This window comes from Candidatus Aminicenantes bacterium (assembly GCA_026393795.1).
In the GTDB taxonomy this organism is placed as follows: Bacteria; Acidobacteriota; Aminicenantia; order UBA2199; family UBA2199; genus UBA2199.
This window is the reverse complement of record JAPKZL010000268.1, coordinates 1-22,048: the sequence shown is the minus strand read 5'-3', so window position 1 is coordinate 22,048 and position 22,048 is coordinate 1. Positions and strand designations below refer to the sequence as shown.

Annotated in this window: 15 protein-coding genes; 12 read left to right on the top strand and 3 right to left on the bottom strand. The window is 54.5% G+C overall.

Annotation, left to right across the window (positions count from 1 at the left end):
* Positions 1 to 22: 22 nt before the first annotated feature.
* Together amrB and NTW95_13130 are read left to right on the top strand one after the other, a co-directional pair.
* Positions 23 to 1,072: an AmmeMemoRadiSam system protein B gene (amrB, locus tag NTW95_13135; protein ID MCX6558352.1), complete on the top strand. Its 1,050-nt coding sequence runs from the start codon at positions 23 to 25 to the stop codon at positions 1,070 to 1,072.
* A gap of 114 nt (positions 1,073 to 1,186) precedes the next feature.
* The gene (locus NTW95_13130) at positions 1,187 to 2,260 is read left to right on the top strand and encodes a hypothetical protein (GenBank protein ID MCX6558351.1); all 1,074 of its coding nucleotides are present in this window, start codon (positions 1,187 to 1,189) and stop codon (positions 2,258 to 2,260) included.
* Positions 2,261 to 2,543: 283 nt separating this feature from the next.
* Here the strand turns inward: NTW95_13130 and NTW95_13125 are convergent, their stop codons facing one another.
* Positions 2,544 to 4,037, bottom strand: a complete 1,494-nt coding sequence (locus tag NTW95_13125) for an RNB domain-containing ribonuclease (GenBank protein MCX6558350.1) — start codon at positions 4,035 to 4,037, stop codon at positions 2,544 to 2,546.
* A gap of 135 nt (positions 4,038 to 4,172) precedes the next feature.
* Here NTW95_13125 and NTW95_13120 point away from each other — a divergent pair, with 135 nt between their 5' ends.
* The 5 genes from NTW95_13120 to NTW95_13100 all read left to right on the top strand — a co-directional run bounded on the left by NTW95_13120 (position 4,173) and on the right by NTW95_13100 (position 10,730).
* Complete coding sequence (locus NTW95_13120) at positions 4,173 to 5,045, top strand: sulfite exporter TauE/SafE family protein (protein MCX6558349.1); 873 nt, start codon at positions 4,173 to 4,175, stop codon at positions 5,043 to 5,045.
* Between the two features lie 38 nt (positions 5,046 to 5,083).
* Positions 5,084 to 6,502, top strand: coding sequence for a DUF2079 domain-containing protein (locus tag NTW95_13115; protein MCX6558348.1), 1,419 nt, complete (start codon positions 5,084 to 5,086; stop codon positions 6,500 to 6,502).
* 3 nt (positions 6,503 to 6,505) lie between these two features.
* Positions 6,506 to 7,996: a glycosyltransferase family 39 protein gene (locus NTW95_13110; GenBank protein ID MCX6558347.1), complete on the top strand. Its 1,491-nt coding sequence runs from the start codon at positions 6,506 to 6,508 to the stop codon at positions 7,994 to 7,996.
* An 88-nt stretch (positions 7,997 to 8,084) separates the two neighbouring features.
* Entirely contained in the window at positions 8,085 to 9,536 is a 1,452-nt protein-coding gene (locus tag NTW95_13105) for a cellulase family glycosylhydrolase (GenBank protein MCX6558346.1), read from the top strand.
* Complete coding sequence (locus NTW95_13100; GenBank protein MCX6558345.1) at positions 9,537 to 10,730, top strand: endonuclease Q family protein; 1,194 nt, start codon at positions 9,537 to 9,539, stop codon at positions 10,728 to 10,730.
* 83 nt (positions 10,731 to 10,813) lie between these two features.
* Here NTW95_13100 and NTW95_13095 read toward each other — a convergent pair whose 3' ends face one another.
* Entirely contained in the window at positions 10,814 to 12,010 is a 1,197-nt protein-coding gene (locus NTW95_13095) for a glycosyltransferase family 87 protein (GenBank protein ID MCX6558344.1), read from the bottom strand.
* Between the two features lie 224 nt (positions 12,011 to 12,234).
* On the opposite strand from NTW95_13095, the gene NTW95_13090 reads away from it, so the two are divergent.
* The 4 genes from NTW95_13090 (at position 12,235) to NTW95_13075 (ending at position 17,619) form a co-directional block, all read left to right on the top strand.
* Positions 12,235 to 13,542, top strand: a complete 1,308-nt coding sequence (locus tag NTW95_13090; protein MCX6558343.1) for an outer membrane protein transport protein — start codon at positions 12,235 to 12,237, stop codon at positions 13,540 to 13,542.
* 307 nt (positions 13,543 to 13,849) lie between these two features.
* Positions 13,850 to 14,176, top strand: a complete 327-nt coding sequence (rplS, locus tag NTW95_13085) for a 50S ribosomal protein L19 (protein ID MCX6558342.1) — start codon at positions 13,850 to 13,852, stop codon at positions 14,174 to 14,176.
* 185 nt (positions 14,177 to 14,361) lie between these two features.
* Positions 14,362 to 17,202, top strand: a complete 2,841-nt coding sequence (locus NTW95_13080) for a tetratricopeptide repeat protein (protein MCX6558341.1) — start codon at positions 14,362 to 14,364, stop codon at positions 17,200 to 17,202.
* A 90-nt stretch (positions 17,203 to 17,292) separates the two neighbouring features.
* Positions 17,293 to 17,619, top strand: coding sequence for an SWIB/MDM2 domain-containing protein (locus tag NTW95_13075; GenBank protein ID MCX6558340.1), 327 nt, complete (start codon positions 17,293 to 17,295; stop codon positions 17,617 to 17,619).
* Positions 17,620 to 17,817: 198 nt separating this feature from the next.
* Here NTW95_13075 and NTW95_13070 read toward each other — a convergent pair whose 3' ends face one another.
* Positions 17,818 to 18,042 carry a hypothetical protein gene (locus NTW95_13070; GenBank protein ID MCX6558339.1) on the bottom strand — a complete coding sequence of 75 codons (225 nt, stop codon included), beginning with the start codon at positions 18,040 to 18,042 and terminating at the stop codon, positions 17,818 to 17,820.
* 47 nt (positions 18,043 to 18,089) lie between these two features.
* Between NTW95_13070 and NTW95_13065 the strand changes: the two genes are divergently transcribed.
* On the top strand, positions 18,090 to 22,048 hold a 3,959-nt coding region (locus NTW95_13065; GenBank protein ID MCX6558338.1), incomplete at its 3' end, for a sigma 54-interacting transcriptional regulator.

Here is a 22,048-nt window from a genome sequence, read left to right as displayed (position 1 = left end):
AGCACAGCGATACAATTGTCCTATGAAAAAAATCTTATTCTTTGCCTTTATTTCCCTGGCTCTCCTGACTTCCGGCCAGAACGTCCGCCCGGTGCGCGATGATGTCGGTTACTGCTGGCAGCGGCCGCAGATGCAGCGCCTGCTGAATTACTTGGCTGCCGTTGAAAAGCAGGATTTCTCAGTCCGCGGCCTGGTGGCCGGCATCTCCCCGCACGACGATTACCTGTACGCCGGGCGCGTTTACTACCCCTTGTACAGGAAATTGCGCACCCGGGAAGCGGTCATATTCGGCGTTACCCACGGCACGGTGCGCAAGGAGATCAACGACCCGCAAAATATCCTGCTCCTGGATGAATACCCATCCTGGACAGGGCTTGGCCGCGCGGTAGCGATCTCGCCCCTGCGCGAATGGCTGAAGGAGCACCTGTCCAAGGAAGATTACGCGGTCAACAACCGGGCCCACGCCCTTGAACATTCCATCGAAGCCCAGCTCCCCTTCCTCCAGTATTACAACCCGGAAATAAAGATCACCCCGATCATGGTCACGGCCATGCCCTGGGAAAGGATGAACGAGCTTGCCGAGCGTTTGGCCACGGCCCTCGCCGCCTACATCAAGGAAAACAATTTGCAGCCGGGCCGGGATATCTTCTTCCTGATTTCAGCCGACGCCAACCATTACGGGCAGGATTTCAACAATGTCCCTTTCGGCGACGATGAAAAAGCCCATGCCCTGGGCACGAAACAGGACCGCCGTTTCGCTCAGGCCGCTTTTTCGGGGCCGCTGAGCGACAATAAAATATGCGACTTGACCAAGGAGCTCTGGGGAGACACTTACAAGGATTACCGCAACACCTACTGGTGCGGGAAATACGACATCCCCTTCGGATTGCTGACCATCAGCAAGACCATGCAAAAAGCGTTCGGCCGCGGACTGAAGGGGCGGGTATTCCGCTATTCGGACACCTACAGCGATGGGGTCATCCCGTTGAAAAAAGCCGGATTGGGCACCACGGCTCCTTTTTCCCTCAAGCACTGGGTTGGGTTTTTGTCGGCGGGATTTTACCTTGACTGACAATGATGCATCCATTCCGGCCGGAGCGGCCTTGCCCTGAGCTGAATTTCCTCGGCCAAAGAACTTTGCCTGTTTTTTTGCGTTATAATAATTGACTGATTGAAGGAGTGAACCATGAATCAAACGCGCACCGTTTTTGGCTTGCTGATCATGATCTTTTTCGCCATACCCATCCTTTTCGGCATTATCTGGGCCGTGGGCCTGACCCAGGCCGTGGTCTCTTCGAAAATGCTGAGCGAGCTTCCCCGCGAGGTCATCAGCGAAATTCCCGATCTCATGGACGGAGTGTTGCTGGCGGCAAAGGATGAAAACAGCCAGTTAAACCCCGATGCCCGCGTCTGGCTGACGGCCATTGCCGGCGTGGCCAAGACGCCGCGGGAATTGCTCAGGGAGACCGGCTTGAACGACTGGCTGGAAAAAGAGCTTTCCGAATCCCTGCGTACCGTCGGCGACATCCTGAACGGCAAGATCGAGGCCAGGAACGTCCGCCTGAACCTGCGCCCCCTGAAACAGGCATTGAATCACCCGGCCATGGGGCTCTACATCAGCCAGGTACTTGAAAAGCTCCCCGAATGCAGCCCCGAACAAGCCGAAATCTGGGAGGAGATCATCCGGGAACCGGGACGTTACGAAGAGCTGCCACCCTGCCGTCCCGCCGCGGCGCGGAACATGGACGCCTCCGCCGCCATCCGCAGCAGCATGACCCGCGACATCCCCGATGAGATCAATTTCTTCAAAAGCAGCCACTTCCCCTATCGCCGGATCAATATCGCCAAGACCGTGATGTCTTTCACCTACCTGCTCTTCCTGATCCCGGCCATATTCATCGTCCTGGGAGCCCTGGTCGGTGCACGCGGCAAAGCCCATTTCTTCCGCTGGAGCGGCGCGGTTACCCTAATCGGCGGCGGCCTGGCCCTGGGCCTGGCCACGTTTGTCAAGCAGATCGTCCCCTGGTCGGCCCGTTTTCACCCCGGCCCTTTTTCTTCCCACTGGCTGCACTGGAACGATTTGATCGGGGAACAGTTGGGCGGCGTTGCCCTCATTTTCACCCGCCACCTGGTGGCCCCGGTCATTACCGTGGCCGGAGCCGTCTGTGTGGTAGGATTACTGCTCTTCGCCTTTTCCTTCACCTTCAACCGTGAAACCGAAGGCAGCGCCCCGTCGCCGCAGCAACCCCAGGCCAGCTGAAAATCTGAAGCATTGAACCTGCACTTCTCGAAAACCGCCATGCCAAGCATCAGGCATAACGAAGGATAAAAATCGGGTATTTTAAATGAATTATACCCTTGGATGACCCCATCCCCAACCCTTCCCCTAAAGGAGAAGGGGGTTAGAAAATACTTGAACTTTTTTCATGTTTCGGGGATGTTATTGCGCCTATAAAATTTCAATCAATTCTGGGAATCATCTGGTTGGGCAATCCTAAGGGCTACCCCCTCGCCTTTAGGAGAGGGGGGTGGGGGTGAGGCTTTTACACCCGGGCGAAGTCGATGAAGCCTTTTTCCACGTTGGTGGCCAGCAGCCTGACGCGCAAATGGTCACCCACATTGAGCCGTCGGTCGCCACGCACCAATTTGCCTTCCACCGGAGGATGTTTGATGCGCACCCAGGTCCCCTTGTCGGAACTTCCCGTGACCAGGGCGGAAAACAGGCAGCCGGCTTTGTCTTCCAGGAGTTCGGCTGCCGCGCATTTTTTCACCTGACGCTCCACTTTATTGGCCGCGTCTTCCTGCTGGGTGCAGCGCAGGGCCAGCGACTGCAATTCGGGCAGCGAATAGGCATTTTTCCCCCGGCGGCCGGCCAGAGCGTCCTTGAGCAGGCGCTGAGTCAGCAGGTCGGGGTAGCGCCGGTTGGGCGCGGTGGCATGGGCATAATTTTTGAGGGCCAGGCCGAAATGGCCTTCAGGAATTTTCCCGGCCGGCAGGACATGGTATTCGCCGCGACCGATCAATTTAATCACGGCCAGGGACAAATCGGTGAAAGCGTCCGGCTTGGCCTGGCGCGCTTTTCTCAAAAATCCGGCCAAGGCCCTGGCATCGGGATCTCCCGGCAGACGCGAATGATAGCCTGCCGCCAATTCGACGATCCGGGGCCAGCGTTCGGGCTCGCGGACCACCCGGCTTAAAACCGGAAGCCCCATGTCGGCCAAATAAACGGCAACCGACTGGTTGCAGGCCACCATGAATTCTTCGATGATCCTTTCGGCCCGGTTCTGCCGGCGGGTGAATATGCGCTTGACCCGGCCGTTGCTGGCCATTTCGACCCGGGTTTCCAGGGAAGCGAATTCCAACGCCCCGGCCGCCAGGCGGCACCGGCGCAGCATCCGGGCCAGGCGGTCCTGCGTTTCCAGCTGGAGGCGCAGTTTTTTTCCCTGCGCCAGCGGCTCGGGAGCCGCGCCCTTGCCCTCCAGCCAGTTCGAAACGGCATCGTAACAGAGCTTGGCCTTATTCCGGACCAGGGCCGGAAAAATCCGGCCGCCGTCAACCCGACCGTCGGGGGAGATGCGGACCTCCACGACCATGGCCCGGCGGTCCTTGCCCGGTAACAAGGAACTCAAGTCGAAGGAGAGGCGCTCGGGGAGCATGGGAAAATTCTTGACCCCGGTATACACGGAGGTGGTGTTGGCTTTGGCGGCCTGATCGATGGGAGAACGGGCGGCGACGAAAACATCCACATCGGCCACGGCCACCAGCAGCCGGTACCCATCGTTGTCACTGAATACGGCTTCCAGCTGGTCCAGGTCCATGGAATCGTCATTGTCGATAGAGGTCCAGGGCATACCACGCAAATCGTCCAGCCGCTCGGACCTTTCAACGACCGCCCCCTTGTCGCGGCACTCGGCGGCCTGGCGCAGGGCTGCCGCCGGAAAATCAACGGCCAGTCCTTTTTCCTGCATGACCCGCCTGGCGATGGTTTCCAGGTCAGGCGTCATGAATGAAGGCGATCTTTTTTTTGCTTTGCCCATGGCCGGTTTTCCAAGATAACCACTCTAACCGTTTCCGGACGCAAAAGCAAGCGCACGATCCGCCGGGGCGGGTGCCGGGGATCGCACTGGGTTTGACTTTTGCCCCAAACCTACATAGAATTCCCTTTCATGACGATTATCCTGAAAACCGTTCTTGGCCTGATGACGGCCAGTTTTGCCTATTTCTACCTGGCCGATGCCGTCAACGGGAAAAAGGCCTTCTCGGACAAATCCTGGCCCGGCCTGCTTGGCGCCGGGTTCGTCAGCAACTTCTTCGATACCCTGGGAATCGGCAGCTTCGCCCAGCAGACCGCCATGTTCAAATTTTTCAAGCTGGTCGACGACCGCGTTATCCCGGGAACGATGAATGTCGGCGACACCATCCCCACCGTTGCCCAGGCGTTCATTTTCATGACCGCGGTCAAGGTCGAACCGCTCACCCTTGTCGCCATGTCGGCTGCCGCGCCGATCGGGGCCGTCCTGGGCGCCGGCGTGGTCGCCAGGATGTCGCGCCCCAGGATCCAGCTGGGCATGGGGATCGGCCTGGCAGCGGTCGCCCTGATCATCCTGGCCGGACTGCTTGCGCTCCTGCCCCTGGGCGGCGAGGCGGCCGGCTTGTCGGGCTGGAAGCTCGTACTCGGTGCGATCATGAGCTTCATCTTCGGCGCCCTGCAGACCATCGGCGTCGGTTTTTACGCCCCGTGCATGGCCATGGTCTACACCCTCGGGATGCACCCGCTGACGGCCTTCCCGATCATGATGACGGCGACGGCCATGCTGATGGCCGCCGGCAGCGCCCGCTTCGTCAAGGAAAAAGCCTACGACCGCAAAGCGGCGCTGGCGCTGACCAGCGCCGGCATCCTGGGCGTGTTCCTGGCCGCCTTTATCGTGAAATCCCTCCCCTTGACCTTGCTCAAGTGGGGAGTCTGTGCTATCGTGTTTTACACGGCGGTCTGGATGTTTATTTCCTCCAGGCAAAGAGATATCAGCGTGACATCAGGAGCCTAACGATCAAAAAGAATTTTAGCGCCGGTGCGGCGAGGATCATGGCCTTTTACCGGCAGAACCTCTTTTTCTGCAACTTGCTGCTGGCCTGGCTGCTGCTGTTTTCCCTGCTGCGCACGGCTCAGCACTTCTCCTTCGCCACCAATGCCTGGGACCTTTCCATCTACGACTACGCCATGTCCAGCACCATGAAAGGGGAGATCATGGCCGAGCCCTTCCATGGCTTCGGTTGGGGCAGCCACCTGGCCGTCCATTTCACCCCGATCCTTTTTTTGCTTGCTCCCTTGTATTTGGTTTTCGCGGGCCCGCTCTTCCTGCTGTACATTCAAGTCCTTGCCGTCGGCGCGGCCGCCTTGCCGCTCTATCTGATCGCCAAGCATGAGCTCGGCGACGGCAAGATGGCCCTGGTTGTGCCGCTGATATTCCTGCTCTACCGGCCGCTGCTCAACGGCTTGATGTACGACTTCCATCCCGAAATGTTCTTCCCGCTGTTCATATTCGCCAGTTACTATTTCTTGGCCGTCCGCAACCGAAGATTCCTCTTTTTTTTGTTTGTCATCCTGGCCCTGTGGCTCAAGGAGGATTTCGCCGTTTATACTTTTTTTTACTGCGGCTGGCTGGCGTGGAAAACGGAATGGAAGAAGACCGCGTTCCAAGCCATGCTATTGAGCGCCCTATACATTCTGCTGACCATGGCCGTCTTCATCCCCTTTTTCCAAAACCAGGTGCATACCGGGCGAGCCTATGAGTTCATCACCAAATGGCAGGATTACGGCCAGACGCCGGCGGAAATTTTTAAGCAGGCCGCGGCCCAGCCGCTGCGCGTGCTCAAGGATGTGCATCCCCTGGCCAATCTCGCCCGGCTGGCGAACTATTTTTTGCCCTTGCTCTTGATACCTTTCGGCTCGTCGGCCGTGCTGCTGATCATCCCGCCCCTGTTGGTGGGCTGGCTCAGCCGCATCCCGGCCATGGCCGCCTTCGGGCTACATTACGGCTCAGCGCTGATCCCTTTCCTGTTCCTTGCCCTGCTGCTGGCCTTGAAGCGCCTGCAAAAAAAACCCGGCAAAAAACCGCAAGCGGCACGTCCATCGTGGCAGTGGCTGGTTCTGGCGATATGGCTGATCACTCTGGGGAACTTCAAATGGAACCTTTTCATTCCAGGGAAATACGGGCTCATCCATGAATATCCCATCATCAAGCGCAGCCTGGATTTGATTCCAAAAAACGCCTCGGTCGCCGCCCAATCGGCACTCATCCCCCATCTCCCCAAGCGCAAAGCAATCTTCATGCTGCCTGCGACCGGCGAGGCAGAATTTATCCTGTTGCACCTATGGCTTAATCCATGGCCAATGAATCAGCCTCAATTGCTAGAGTTGGACAAGACCCTGCGCCAATCGGAAAAATACCAAAGCATCTGTTGCTCCGATGCCTTTAGGCTTTACAAAAAGAAAAGGAATTGAGCGGTGGATCGCGAAACAAATTCAACAAACAGAAATAAAAAAATTTTTTGGGCGTTTGTTTTCTCGTTTTTTGCCGTCCTGATTCTGCCTCGCCTTATTTCCCAGGATATGTTCTTGGACGGCATGACTTATGCCGCCATCGCCCGCAACCAGTCCGAAAACCGGGGAGGGTTCTGGAATCCGCATTATAGCGAAACCATATACCCTGTTTTTTTCGAACAACCCCCGCTTGGCATATGGCTGCAATCTCTGGCGTTTCGCATATTTGGCGACTCCCCGGATGTGGAGTTTCTTTGGGGGGTGGGTTGCGGGCTGATAATTTTGCTTTTGCTGTTTGCCATCTGGCGAACGATTATTCAAGATCATCTCCCCGCCCCCGGAGAATGGTGGCCCGCATGCATATTTCTTGCAATCCCGTTGACGTCTTGGACCCTGGCCAACAATCTCCTTGAGAATACCATGACATGCTTCATTCTTCTGGGCGCATGGACCGGATTGAGGGCGCTTCTCAGCAGCACGCGGATAGCCCAAGCGGCTTGGGCGGCTTTTTCCGGATTGATGTTGGCAATGGCCATTCTTACCAAAGGGCTTCCAGCCGCCTTCATATTGGCCATCCCGATTGCTGCGGCGACGCTCAGGAAAAGACCCCTGGGGCCCGCCCTGAGGGTTACCGCCATGATGGCCCTGGTTTCTCTTTTCACTCTCTGGATAGTCCTAAAATGCGGGGGAGAGCCGGCGGTTCATTTTGTCAAGCATTACGTCTCCAATCAACTGATCCGTAGTCTGAAAGGACAACGGGAAACTTCCATCTCGCAATTCTTCCTTTTAAAAAAGCTATTCATGGAATTATTGTTGCCCGTTCTCCTGTGCATTGTTTTGACATTTCTCATGCGCAAGCATAACCCAGGTACCAATACAACTCAGAGACCGGACAATAAAAATGCCGCCATCTTCCTGTCAATTGCGATGATGGCCAGCCTGCCTTTGCTGATCAGCCCCAAACAGTTGGGGTGGTACCTGTTCCCCAGTTTGCCTTTTTGGGCCATGGGAATAGCCGCCGTTTTTCCCTTACCCGCCTTGAAGATTGAAGCTTCGATTGCAGACCGGCCAGGCCGGTCGAAAAAAGCCGCTTTCGTCTCGCTTATTTTATTCATCATCGCGGCCGGTGGCACGTTGTTGTTCAAAGGGAAAATGGTGCTGCGCAACAAAGAATTATTTGCCGATATGGATTATCGGTCCGGCATGCTGCCTCAAGGCCAAAAGATTACCGTTTATCCCAGGACACTTGTTTCCGATTGGTTCGTAGTGGCTTATATGCAGCGCTTCCTGAAAGCGAGCCTAACGGCAGAAGTTGGGAATCCTTACTGTCTTGTAGACGGTTCCGCTGGCGGCGATGTCGCTCCGCTAGGATGCCATCCCCTATCAGCCAAAAAGGTCCAAAAATACTTCCTTTGCGTAAACGACCGCCCCGATGAAAAGCCGTTGAAACAATAGACTCGGTTATAGACTTTGCCCCCAAGTGACTCCGGCAACGCATTACCGCAACAGTTGCAATACAATAAAATCATCCTATAATAGGAGCATGAAAAAGTTGCAACTAGGCGCGGGCCTAATCTTGATGGCAGCGATCCAGTTGGCGGCCATCACCATCTCCCCCCTGCCTTACGGCATCAATGTGCACCTAACCAAGAACGAGGTCCTGGCTAAGGTCAAGGCGGCGGGAATCACCTGGATCCGCGTCGACGTCAACTGGCCGCAGATCGAAGGCAGCAAAGGCGATTTCAATTTCACCGAACTGGATCGGGTGGCGACCTACGCCGAGGCCAACGGCCTGTCCGTCTACGCCACCATCGCCTACACTCCGGGTTGGGCCAATGGCAATGTGGGCTTCAACTACCCGGCCGCCGACATCAACGAGTGGAAGAATTTCGTCGCCACGATCGTCACCCGCTACAAGACGAAGATCAAATACTGGGGCATCTGGAACGAACCCAACCTGAGGGAATTTTTCGGTTTCGGTAAAGACATCTTCGTCCAGAATGTATTGCTGCCGGCCGTACAGACGATCCGCACCGTCGACCCGTCCGCGTTTATCGTCGGACCAGAACTGGCCCACCTGACAAGCAGCGGGGTCGAATGGTACTTCTGGATGAAATACATCCTGGACAACGCCGGCGGCTATTTCGACATCATTTCCCATCATATTTACGAAGATCTGGGCGTGTATGTCATGTACGAACTGCTGGAGCAAGGCGACCATCTCATCCCGGCAGTGAAGCAGATCATCGAGGAATCGGGCCAAGGCGGCAAGCCGTTCTGGATCACCGAGACGGGCTGGGAAACCAGCAAATTCTCCGAACCCATGCAGTCCCTCCGCTATTTGGACATGCTGCAGACCCGGGCCCGTAAGGATTATCCGCAAAAGATATTCTTCTACGAGATCATCGACGATCCCAATTCAGCCAATCGGCCCTTCGGAATTCTGCGCAGCAACGGCGAAGCCAAGCCGGCATATGACACATACCGTGACTTCATTGCCGGGCTCATCCCCGATCCGGGCAACAGCGACGACACCCAAACGAACAAAAAATGCTACGCCGAGCAAGCCATCACACCCGCGGCGGACAAGGCCCAGTCCCTGAAAAAATTGCGCGACGCGCGCGATGATCTGAGAGGGTTTTCGGCCAGCGCCCGGAATGCGGTACAAATTTATTATGAGTTGAACGAGGAATTTTCAAAAATCGCCCTGGCCGATTCCCGCGTCGCGAACCTGGGAAGGGAGATACTGGCGCTGACATTGCAAATCGTCAGCTTTGACCAAGGGCTCGATGTCAGCAAGCCGTTGCCCGATAAATTGTTTCGCAAGACCGCTGACCTGGTCGGGATTCTGAGCCGTGAATACGCCGAAACGCCAATCGGGCCGCTGGCCTTGCTGCTGGATAAGAATGTGGCGGTCATTGGGCAGACGCCGCTGCGCGACTTACTGGAGTTTTATCTCAAGGATGACATGTCGACGCTGAAAAGAATCCCGTAAATGGGCTTTTACGCCGATCTCCATATCCATTCGCGCTACTCGCGCGGAACTTCAAAAACGCTGGATCTGACCCAGCTGGCATCCTGGGCTGCGCTCAAGGGGATTACGGTTCTGGGCAGCGGTGATTTCACCCATCCGCTCTGGTTCTCCTGCCTTAAAAACGAGCTCAGGGAGAGCGCCCAAGGTCTGTTCGCGCTGAAAACCGTTGGCAGCGGAGTCCTTTTCATGCTGACTTCGGAAATATCCCTGATTTACAAAAAAAAAGACAGGGTGCGCAAGATCCACCTGCTCATCCTGGCTTCTTCGCTCGCTGCGGTTGAAAAGATCAATTCCAGCCTGGGCCGGCGTTTTAATTTGAAGTCGGACGGACGGCCCATTTTGGGCATTTCGGCCCGCGACTTGAGCGCACAAATCCTGGATCTAGACGACCAGGCCATGATCATCCCGGCCCACATCTGGACCCCCTGGTTCTCACTGCTGGGATCCCGGTCCGGCTTTGACAGCTTGGAAGAATGCTTCGAGGACTACTCCCCCCAGATTCACGCCGTGGAAACCGGTTTATCGGCCGATCCGCCCATGCTGGCCTCGGTATCATCGCTGCGACGGCTGACATTTCTTTCCAATTCCGATGCCCATTCGGCCGGCAACCTCGGCCGCGAAGCCAACGAGCTGTCATGCGACCTGAGTTATGCCGGCATCGCCCAGGCCATCCGCAACGGCAGCATCAGCCGGACCATCGAATTTTTCCCGGAAGGGGGCAAATACCATTACGACGGCCACCGCAAATGCGCGGTCTCCCTGGCTCCAGCCGCTGCCGAGAAAACCAATGGCCTATGTCCGAATTGTGGCAAGCCGCTGACCCAGGGGGTCATGCACCGCGTGCGCGAGCTTGCCGATGGGAAAGGAGAAAGCCGCGTTCCTTTCGCCTACCAAATCCCGCTGAAACAGATCCTGGCCCAGATGCTCACGTGCGGAGAAGCCGCCCAGAAAGTTGAACGCTATTACCTTTCGTTGATCGGCCGTTTCGGTTCCGAGTTTCACCTGCTGCAGCGGGCCACGATTGGGGAAATATCCAAACGCGACGAGCCGCTGGCCGTGGCCATCCAGGCCATGCGCGAAAACCGCGTCAGCCGCGTCGCGGGTTATGACGGCGTCTACGGGAAAATCGCCCTGGATCTCAAACATAATCAATAAGCATCGTTTGATCCGGATTTCCCCGATTGGAAATCAAAGGAAAACATCTTCTTGAATTTCAGTTTGCCGAATTAACCCGGAGCCTACGTAATGAGTTTATCCCGAGAAGGATTCATGGCCATCATTCTTGATAGAAAAAGCACCATGAAATAGCCAAGACCCAGTGCAACAAAGTAAAATACGTTTTCCCGGCAAAGGCCTGCCAGGATCAGGAAGGAAAAGGTTGCCGCCATGAAGAAAAGTTGACCGATCGATCGTTCGACCTTTCGGTAAAGAACGGCCATACTGCATAAAAATAAAGCGGGAATAAAGAAAACCAGGTGATGGACTTCCGACATGGGAGAGATCAGGAGGATGGCAACCAAATAGAGACTGAAAATCCATAGCCTGTTCTCGCGCCAGTTTTTTTTAAGCGACACGAGCTCGAGAACAATAATAGGAAATGTTACCAACAAAACGGAAAGGATCAGCAAGTAGAAGTCGGGGGCGATGCCATGAGTCGTTTTCTTGAGAAAGTACTGCAATGAAAATTCTACGTGACTGGCATTCATTTTCCCGATCGATCCAACTCGTTTTAAAATGAACTGTTGAAAATATCCTTGGTAATAAGAAATCATTCGATCCCCGGCAACCACGACTGGGGAAAAAACCCAAAAAGAAATGAATAGGAACGTGCATACGATTGAATCGAATTTTTTACGAAAAAACAAATATATTATTAAGATCAGCGGGACAACTTTGATGGATATGGCCAAAGAAAGAAAAACCGCGACTTTGAAATTATTGCCTTTGATATCGTGATGAATAAAAAGAATCATCAATGCCAGAACGATAAGATTCACCTGGCCGTTTAAGAAGTGGTTTTGCAAAATATCAAAAGTCAAAACAGATAAGATCAACAACAATGGCCAGAAATTTCCTCTTGCGCGATCCCTCCATGCCTGGGGTAAAGAGTCGATTAAAACCTTGCAAGAATAGGCAAAGGCACAAGCGTTGAGCGCAAACCAAATCAAACTGGCTGGCTTCTCTGCCAGCAAAGATAAGGGGAACAGGATAAAAGCCAAAAACAATGGATAGGTATACGGAAAGGAGCTCTCGGTTTTGTAGGGATCGCTTCCTTGCCACAGAGCCCTTGATGACGATAAATAGCTTGTAAAATCATTCCCGCTGGCCCGATCGACTTTTCCCAGCATTTGGACGACAAGCAATAAAACAATTGCGCCTATAATGAATAGGCTTAAATTTCGGACCAGTTTGGCTTTCGCTTTAATTTCCTCCATGCGCTGTTTATACAATAGGCATCGCGGGAATTCAATCGCATTCCATTGAAAAGACATGATTGACCGCGGCCATCCAGGCCATGCGCGAAAACCGCGTCAGCCGCGTCGCGGGTTATGACGGCGTCTACGGGAAAATCGCCCTGGATATTTAGCGGCGGCAAAAGATTGACTTTTTAAATGCAATATATTATTGTTTTTTTTCAACTAAATTTTGGGAGGAAAAAATGAAAAAAATGTGGAAGACTGCACGGTTATTCGTAACCGTTGTCCTTATCGCTGCAAGCGGGATTTCACTGTCGGCCAACGGCCTGAACCTCAACGGCGTCGGCAGCAAGGCCATCGCCATGGGCGGTGCCTTCATCGGCCAAGCCGATGACTACAGCGCCGTTTTCTGGAATCCGGCCGGATTGACCCAGATGAAGAACACCAGCCTTTCCCTCTTCGGGACCGATCTGATCCCTTCCGTCACCTATACGCTCAGCGCATATGGGATCGACGCCAAGAGCGAAAGCAAGATGTATCCCTCGGGGGCAGTCGGTTTTTTCAAGCCCGTTTCGGACAAGTTGGTACTGGGAATCCTGGCTTACGTCCCGGCCGGATCGGGCGCCAAGTGGAACGGCGAGGACCTGAAATTATTGAGCTTCAACAAGGCGCTGGAATGGGAAAGCATGATCGCCGTGATCTCGGTTTCGCCGGCAATCGCCTACAAGATCACCGACACCCTTTCAATCGGCGCCACCCTGAACATCAACTACGGCATGCTGAACTTGAAAAAACCGGCCTTATTCTCCATGAAACTCCCTTCGCCTCCCTATCCGCCCAACACGTATGTCAAATACGCGGAGCAATATTCGGAAGATGAAACCGCGGTCGGATTCGGCGCGACCTTCGGCGTGCTGTACAAACCCTCCGACAAGCTGGGCATCGGTGTAAGCCTGCGCTTGCCGTGCAAGATCAAATTCAAGGGCACCGCCGAGAACCCTCTCGCCCAGACCCTGCTTCATGTTACCACCACATCCGACATCGAACGGGATGCAACCTGGCCGATGTGGATCGGCGGCGGCGTCTCTTTCAAGCCGATCGACAAGCTGACCGTCAACGCCGACCTGCAGTACACCAACTGGAAAAAGGTGGAAAAAATCGAGGCCATCTACAGCGATACCGCCTGGCAAGCCTCCTTCGCCACTGGCGCCGCCCTTCAGCTGCGCTGGATCGACAAGATTCAGTACCGCCTCGGCCTGCAATACCAACTGTGCGAAAAATTCTCGCTGCGCGGCGGGTATTACTACGATCCCTGCGTCGGCCCCGATGAAACCCTGACCATCCTCCTGCCGCAGTTCACCTACAACGTCGTCACCCTCGGCGTGGGCTATCGCACCGGCAAACTTTCCCTCGACGTGTGCGTGGAATACCTGATGGGCCAGGAGCGGACGATCGACGCGGCCACGTTGACGGCGACCGATCCCGGCATGCCTGGCGTTCACGGCATGAATATCCTGGTTCCCAATATCGCCTTCACCTACCGCTTCTAGAATTCGCTGATTTGGCCTGATACCCGGGCAGGAGCGCCGCTGGCGGCGCTTCTGCCCTTTTATTTTGTCCCCATCTCCACAAAATTTGCCTTTGGCAGCAAAGCGTCTTGAAAAATGCCTGAAAAAATAGTACAATACGCTATCATTCAAGTCACTGCCATTTAGGAGACCATGCATGTCAGAAGAAAAGAAAAAGAGCAAACCGGCCCCGGCCGAAAAATCGAAAGCCAAGAAAAAGCCGGATGCCGTCGCTGCAGATAAGCCGGTCGAGGAGATCGCCCAGGCCAAGCCGGCGGAAAAAACCGACCTGCGCCCCTTTCAGGAAGTGCGCAGCGATATTCCGGCCATACGCCCGGGAGACGAATTGAAGATCTACTATCGGGTTATCGAAGCGGGCAAGGAAAGGATACAGGTCTATGAGGGCACGATCATCTCCATGAAGAATATGGGCATGTCCAAGACCATCACCGTTCGCAAGAATTCATTCGGCATCGCCGTGGAAAGGATATTTCCGCTCAATTCCAAGCTGGTTCAGAAAATCGAGGTCAAAAAGCATACCAAGGTGCGCCGAGCCAAGCTGTACTATCTGAGAAAACTGAAAGGCAAGGCGTCACGGCTGAAAGAACTCAGGTAGTGAACGCTTTCGCCGGCGAAGAAGAATTACGAAAAAAGCGTTTCCCGCTGTATCGGCGCGGCCAGGGTAAATTTTTCTCCCCCGACCGCTGCTCGCGCACTCCCCGGGACATCCTACCCAAAAAAGTAAAAATATGCTATTATTAAAGAGGGAAACTTTTTTGCCGAAAAAGGTTTGCATGAACGATGGCCAGCGATAACCGATTAAAAATTTTGCAACTGGCGGAGAAACTGTTCAAACAGGGGAAAATCGATGCCGCCATCAAAGAATACCAGAAGATCATCGACCTCAAGCCGGATGATCTCGAAGTGCGCAGGATTATCGGCGATCTGTATTTGAAGCTGAACAAGCTTCCCGATGCCATCAAGCAATTCGAATGGATCTCCGATTATTATCTCAAAGAAGGCTTTTTCACTAAGGCCATCGCCATGTACCGGCGCATCACCCGCATCGACCCCCAGAACGAGGCGATCTCTTCCAAGCTGGCCGACCTGTACACCAAACAAGGACTGGTCATCGAGGCCAAGCAGATATACATGGAGATGGCCGAAGAATACAAGCGCCAGAACAACCAGAAAAAAGCCCTCGGCATTTACCGGAAAATCCTCGAATTCGACCGCAGCAATACCAAAATGCGCATTCTGCTGGCCGACAATTATTTGCGCGAGGACATGAAGGACGAGGCGATCAACGAATACCTTACCGCCAGCGACATCCTGATCAAAAAAAGAGAATTCGCCCAGGCCGAGGAACTCCTGCTGCAAACCTACAACAAGGTCAAGCACCTTAAAATTTTTGAAAAGCTGATTTCCTGCTTCATCAGCCAGGGCAATGCCAACAAGGCCATCCAGATGCTCAAGAACCTGGGCGAAGACATATTCAAGCACCTGAGCCTGCTGAAAATTCTCGGCGAGCTTTACTTCAAGAACAACCTGATCGAGGAAGCGGAGCATATCTACAAAAAAATCGCCGAAATCGATCCCAACGAAACCGAAGTGATCATGAAGTTGGGGAAGGTTTATTTGCAGAGGGAGGAAATCGAAAAGGCCTACAAGCTTTTCCTGCCCACGATAGACCGCTTCATCGAAAAGGGGAAATACGATGAAGCCAATTCACTGTTGCGCTTCATCATCACCTCGAACAACACCTATCTCCCGGCGCTGAACAAGTTGGCCTCGATCTTCAAGGCCACGAAAAAAACCACCAGCCTGATCGCCATGTACGAGTCGCTGCTGCCAATATACGAGCAGAAAAAAATGCATTCCGAACTGATCGCCGTACTCAAGGAACTGATCGAATTGTCCGATTCGCCATTCGCCTATCAGGAGCAACTGGCCAGATTGACCGGCGAATCCAGCGCCGAAGACGAAGAAGGCGACCAGGAGCGGGAATTCATTTCGTTCCAACTGAGCAATGCCGATCAGGCCTTGAAGAAGAGCGATTTCAAAAAAGCGATCGATCTTTTAAAAACCGCCCAGAACGCCTTCCCGCAGAATACCGATATCCGGGTCAAGCTTTTCGATGTCTACCAGATGAGCAATGATATCGAGGCGCTGCTCAACGAGGGCATCGAACTGCTCCAGATTTACAAGAAAGAAAACAACGACGAAGCCTACAAGGCCCTTTCCGAAAAATTGACCAAGCTCAAACCGAGCGACGAGCGCCTGCTGGACCTGGGCGGCCACGAGAGGACCAATATCGAGATCGACTTCGATCACGCCGAAATGATCGAGCAGATCAACGAGCTCAAGCATCCGGGCGGCCTGGAGGAGCTGGAAAGCATCGAATTGAAGGGGGAGGAAGAGGACATATTCCTGCTCAAGGGCGAAGACAGCGTCCAGATCAAGACCGACAGCGAGTTGAAAAAGGGATTGTCGTCCCACCTGGCCGAACTGGATTTTTACATCAGCGAAGGTTACTTCGCCAACGCCGAAAAAATCCTAGACAGGCTGCAAAAGGAATTCCCGGAAAGCAAGGAAATCGCCTCCCGGCTGGCGCGCATAAAAAAATCAAAGGAAATGCTGCCGGACAAGACCGATTCCATCATCCTCAAGGTTGGAAAAACGGAACCGATCGAGATCACCTCCTCCATCGCCCAGGAGAGCGATATCCTGCAGAAGTTTGAAGATTCAAAAATCGGCATCGACCTGGACAACATCCTGGTAAAGCCGGAAATAAAGGGCAGCGCCGCCGATTTTGCGGAAATGGAAAACGTTCCGTTCGAAATTGAAATGGAAAAGATGATCATCCACGAACCCGAACCGGCACCGCTCCGGGCCAAGCCGGAAGCTCCGCCCAAGCCTTCGTCCAGGGAGAAAAGCGGCGCCGCCAACAAAGATTTCCTCGGCTCCAGCGCCGATTTCATCGACATTGACAATATTTTTACCAGCGACGAGGCCCCCGCATCGGGCAGCGAATCCCCGTTCAAGGACATCGATGAAAACGAATTGGCCGAAAGTGAAGTCGACATTTTCAAAAGCGAGAGTGTTTTTCTCGAGGAAGAGGAGTATTACGAAACCGAGAAAGTGGTCGACGGGGAAGCGGGTGCCATAAAATACTGGATCGATGAGCTGCAAAAGCAAAGGACCTCAACCGTTGAAAAGAACATGATGGAGATTTTCCAGGCATTCCAGAAGGGTGTCGACGAGAAAATCGGCCAGGAAGATTACGATACCCGCTACAACCTGGGTATCGCCTACAAGGAGATGGGGCTCATCGAAGAGGCGATTCATGAATTCCTGATCGCCTCCAAGCACCCGTTGAAATATTTCGACGCGGCCGGCTTGCTGGGCATTTGTTTCCGCGACCAGGGCATGTTCGAGGAATCCATTAACTGGTTCGAGAAGGCACTGGAAATCCAGGACCGCAAGGAAGACGATTACAAAGCCGTCAAGTACGAACTCATATTGACCGCCAAACTGAAGGAAGACTACCTGTACGCCAAAAAACTGGCGGCCGAGATCCTGGGCAAGGATCCCAACTATCGCAACATCAAGGAAATCTACGACGAAGTGAAGGGCAAATAGTGTTTTCGGAAAAAAACTTCGCCCATCCGACTGCATGGCGCGTTATTTTGTGCTATACTGCACATACAATTATTCAAGGAGGATAAGATCATGGTCGAAAAAGGTTTGAAGAAGCCGGTTAAACTGAAAGCGGATTTGGCCGCATTCTGCGGCGTCAGCTCCCTGCCGCGTTTGGAAATCACCAAAAAACTCTGGGACCACATCAAGGCCAAGAAGCTCCAAACGACGACGGCCAACGGCAAACCGACGGGATCCGGGAAGTTCATCGTCGCCGATGAAAAACTTTTAAAGCTTTTTAAGAATACAAAAGTGACCAGCAAGTCCAGCGGCAAAGTGACCAACTTCACCAACATGCAGGCCGGGCAAACCATCGACATGATGCAGCTCGCCGCCGTCGTCAGCGCCAATATCGAGTAACCACAAGCGGATAAAACGAATCGCCGGCCGTCGCTGCGCTGCGGGGTGAAAACCGCAAAAAAATTCCGGCATGGATCGTCGCCGCTTTTAGGCGACCGGGAGCGCCGCGCTGGCGGCCGGGTAAATGCCCGTTCAATCTTTTTCGCAAATTGCCCAAGCCGGCGTCGACAAGGTGATCAACATCCCCGCCTTCAAGCATCACGGTAGACCCTTCATCAGCATGGCGATGAAGAATCTTGCTTTCGGCTCGATCACCAACTGCCCCGCGGCCATTTTTTTATCGAACGATTCATCGCCGAAATATGCGCATTCCCGTCGCTGCGCGACAAGGTGGTATTGAACATCATGGACGGCTTGCGCGGCCATTGCCGGGCTTGAAGGGTGATTTCGCACAGAATTCCCCATTGACATTACGATCTCCATAAAAATATCATGGCCCGATAGGCATCGACGGGAGAGGTCTTTTGTCAATGAATCTGACCAAGCTGTCCAGGCGTTTTTCCATCCAGGGCAACCGCGTTCTCGATCACTGGCATGATGAAAAACTGACCCGGGCCACGGTGGTCAACACGCCCGAAAATCTGCTGATGATCAACAAGATATTCGGCTTCCACTCCAATCTCATGCAGAACATCGTCGATTTCAGGCAAAACAATTTTGAAATCGACATCGTCACTCAGCCCTTCTCCGCCAACGACAGCCGGGCCCTGCCCAGGCAGTCCGCGGCCCGGGCCAAGGACATTTTGGAGCAGTTCCTGGCGCTGCGGCAGGCCGCCCAGGAGTGGGAAATGGATTTTATTGATTTCAGCAAATTCCAGATCCTTCCGGGAGCGGCCCTACGCTTCGGCTGGAACTTGCAGGGACAGAAATTTCCCGATGCCGTCGCCTTCATGCCCATTTTTAAAACAAACAGCCATTTGCATTTCCCGGATCGGGGCGGCCGCCGCGAAGAAAATAAGAAACGGCCTTGCGCGGCTTTGCTGCCAACGGTCAAAGGCTATTTGTACCGCAGCGACGATTTCGCCGCCAACATACTCCACTCCCATTCACCGACCGCCATCCGCTCCAGCGCCAATCTTAAAGTCAGGATCAACACCCAGGATGCGGAGCAAGACAAGATCATCCAGGACATCCTGTTTCACCACCTCCATTCCGACGAAACCCTGTTCATGCGCGTGGCCGCCACCAACACGACCCTGCGCGATTTTTTTTCCGCCGCGGCCAATGGCCGGGATTCCGGTGAGAAACATTCCGCCGACTTGGTGCGGGAGTTCGCCCTTTTCCTGAAGCAATCGGTTTTTCGAAAAGTTGTCATGGTCATCGACGGGCTGCGCCGGAAGGAAGACGGCGAATTCCTCAGCTTCCTGCTCGATTCGGGAGACATCGGCGGCTTGACGATCATCCTGTTCAACGATGCGATCGATTTTGACTGCGACCTCGAATTAAACGAGGCCCCAAGCAATCCGCTGCAAGAACACTTCTTCGGCCTGCCCCCGGCGCGGGATGCGGATGAATTGAATGAAGAGGAAAAGCGGCTGCTGGACATGTTCGCGCTCATCGGCGTGCCGGTTCCCGCTCCCACCGCCCGCGCCCTGGCCGGTGCCGGAGGCGCGGCACGGATCGCGGCCCTGCTGAAAAAACACCATTTGCAGGAAAACCAGCAAACCTTCTGCCTGAAGGCCGCGGGCGGCGCCGTCACCGCTGTTTCGGCGAAAGAGGAACGGGCCCGGCTGGCCGCCCTGGCCGCCAAAAGCGATTGGCCATACCTGACCATCAGGCATTGCCTGGCCGGGGAGAAGCTGGCGGAACTGGAACGGGTTCTCGAAATCCATGCCCGGCTCAAACCCGAAACGGTCGCGCCCGGCCCGGCGGTTGACTTGATCGTCCGCCATCTTCCGCGTTTGGCAAAAAACCAGAGGCTTCTCTACCATTTCTTGAAAATCCTCGTCAAGACCGGTACCGTCGATCTGGCTGAAAAACTTCTCGCGGCCCATGCCGAACCGGGCGGCGTTTTCGCCCGGCTGCTGGCTGCCCACCTGGCCCTGCGCCAAAGGGAGTATCAAAAACTCGGAGAGCATCTGGCCGGGCTCGCCACGGTCCCCGAAACGTGCGCCGATGAATGGCGTTACCTCCATTTCATATATAACGAAAAGATCGCCGAATTAAAAAAGGCCGATGCCTTCGCCAAAAAGATCAGTGACCCGTACTACCGCAACCTGGCGGCGATCCAACTGAGCGACCGGAAAATCTACAACCGGGATTATGCCAGGGCCCAATCCCAGCTCGAGACAGCCCTGGCTTACTTCAGCAGCCAGCGCTGCCGCCGCGAGGAAATCGAAACTCAAAACCAAATGGCCAAGCTGCAGAGGGAAAAGGGCTGCTTTTCGGCCGCCGAGTCATTGTACAAAACACTGTTCATCCGCAGCGCCGGCGAGGGCTTCAGGTTGAATGCGGCTTTCAGCGCCGTCGACCTGGGCAACCTCTACCTGGAGAACGACGACGACTTCCAGGCCGAAAGCTGGTACCAAAAGGCGCTGCACCTGTTCGAAAAAGAAAAAAACAGCGACGGCATCATGCTGGTGAATTCAAACCTGATCAACGTCCATGCCGCTGCCGGCAATTGGAATGAAGCGGAAAGGCTCCTGCGCGGCATTCTGGCCCGCAACGAGGAAAAAAAATCGCTTGTTTCCTGCGCCATCGATTATCTGAATTGGGCCGGCCTCGAATACTTGAGGCTGAACCACGGCCGGGCCTTGAAGCTGACTGCGCACGCCAGGCAGATATTCGAAAAAACCGGTAACCACAAGGGGCTCGGCGAATGCGCCTTGTTAGAAGGCAAGATTTTATTCGCCGAGGAAAAAGCGATCGCTCCGCCCGCAGCGGAGGCGAAGCATTTCAACAGCGATCAAAAAACGGTCTGGCGCCTGTGCCAGCTGCGCGAGCTGGATGCCGCCGGGGAGAAGGAAGCAGCCATATGGGACGGAGTGGCTGCGATCCAATCGAAAAAAACCAGGTTCGCTGCCATGGCCATGATCCTGCGCAAGGTGAAAAAAAAGGAGTGGCTGGGTCCTTTCAAGGAACTTTCACGGGAATTGTCCGCCAAGGCAAAAAACTATTATTATCATGAGTACTGGTATGTCTATTTCGAGCAAAGCGGCGAACCGGAAGCGATCCATCCCCAAGCCAAAGAATGTTTCCTGGCCATGCACGATTTTTTTACCATGAACAAGAGAAAAATTTCGCCCCGGCTGAATCGTCTGCGGGAAATCCTGGAGGAAAATGAAAATCCGGGCCAGCTTTTTGACAACGCCCGTCTCGTCGGCCATTACAGGCAATGGCGGCTTCCGGAAGATTTTTTCGGCAGTTTCTTGCATGAAATCAGCCAAGCAATGCCCTTGGATTGGCTGGCCATGCATATCCATGAAAACGAGGAGCTGCTGTACCGGTTTTCCAATTCGGGCCTTTTCAAGGAACTGGGGGAAGAAATGATGCGCCATGCCCGCCTGGCCCCGGGCCAGCAGAATTTTCGACTGGCGGAGATCAAGGCGAAATTCAGCAGCCGGGAAAAATTTTTTTATCCCTTTGCCAATACCAAGATGATACGCTGGCCGATCAGCGACCGGCTCTCGGCCAGCCTGGTCGTCGCCTTCCGGGACGGAGAAGCGTATTTTCAGAATTTTTTCGAACGGAACCGGGACGTTCTCAAAAATTTCGCGATCCTGTTTCAAAATTTTTTCACCAACGAACTGCAGATCCACAAAAAGCTTGAGTTCATCATCGGCACCTCGGAGCCGATCAAGGAAATGAAACGCCTGATCGCCCAGATCAGCAAGGTGGACTTCTCCCTGCTGATCACCGGCGAAAGCGGCAGCGGCAAAGAACTGGCGGCCAAAGCCGTCCATCTGCTCAGCCCCAGGGCCAGCCGGCCATTCATATCGGTCAATGCCGCCGCGCTGCCCGAAACGCTGCTGGAAGCGGAACTGTTCGGGTTCAGGAAGGGGGCGTTCAGCGGCGCCGTGGAAAGCCGGACCGGCTTGCTTGAAGCCGCCGACGGCGGCACGTTTTTCCTGGATGAAATCGCCGATCTGCCAATAAACCTGCAGGCCAAGATGCTGCGCGTCCTGCAGGAAAAGGAGATCCGCCGTTTGGGTGAAAACAAGACGGTCCCCATCGATATCCGGCTGATTTCCGCCAGCAACCAGAACCTGAAGGAGCTGATCGTCGCCAACCAGTTCCGCGCCGACCTGTACTACCGGCTGCAGGACCTGACCCTCCAAATTCCACCCTTGCGCGAACGACGCGAGGACATCCCCATACTGGCCGCCCATTTCCTTAAAAAATTCGGCTACCCGGCGATCGACCCGCTGCAGCTGCAGGGCATTGCCGACACATTCCGGGATGACCGCTTTCCGGGCAACGTGCGCGAGTT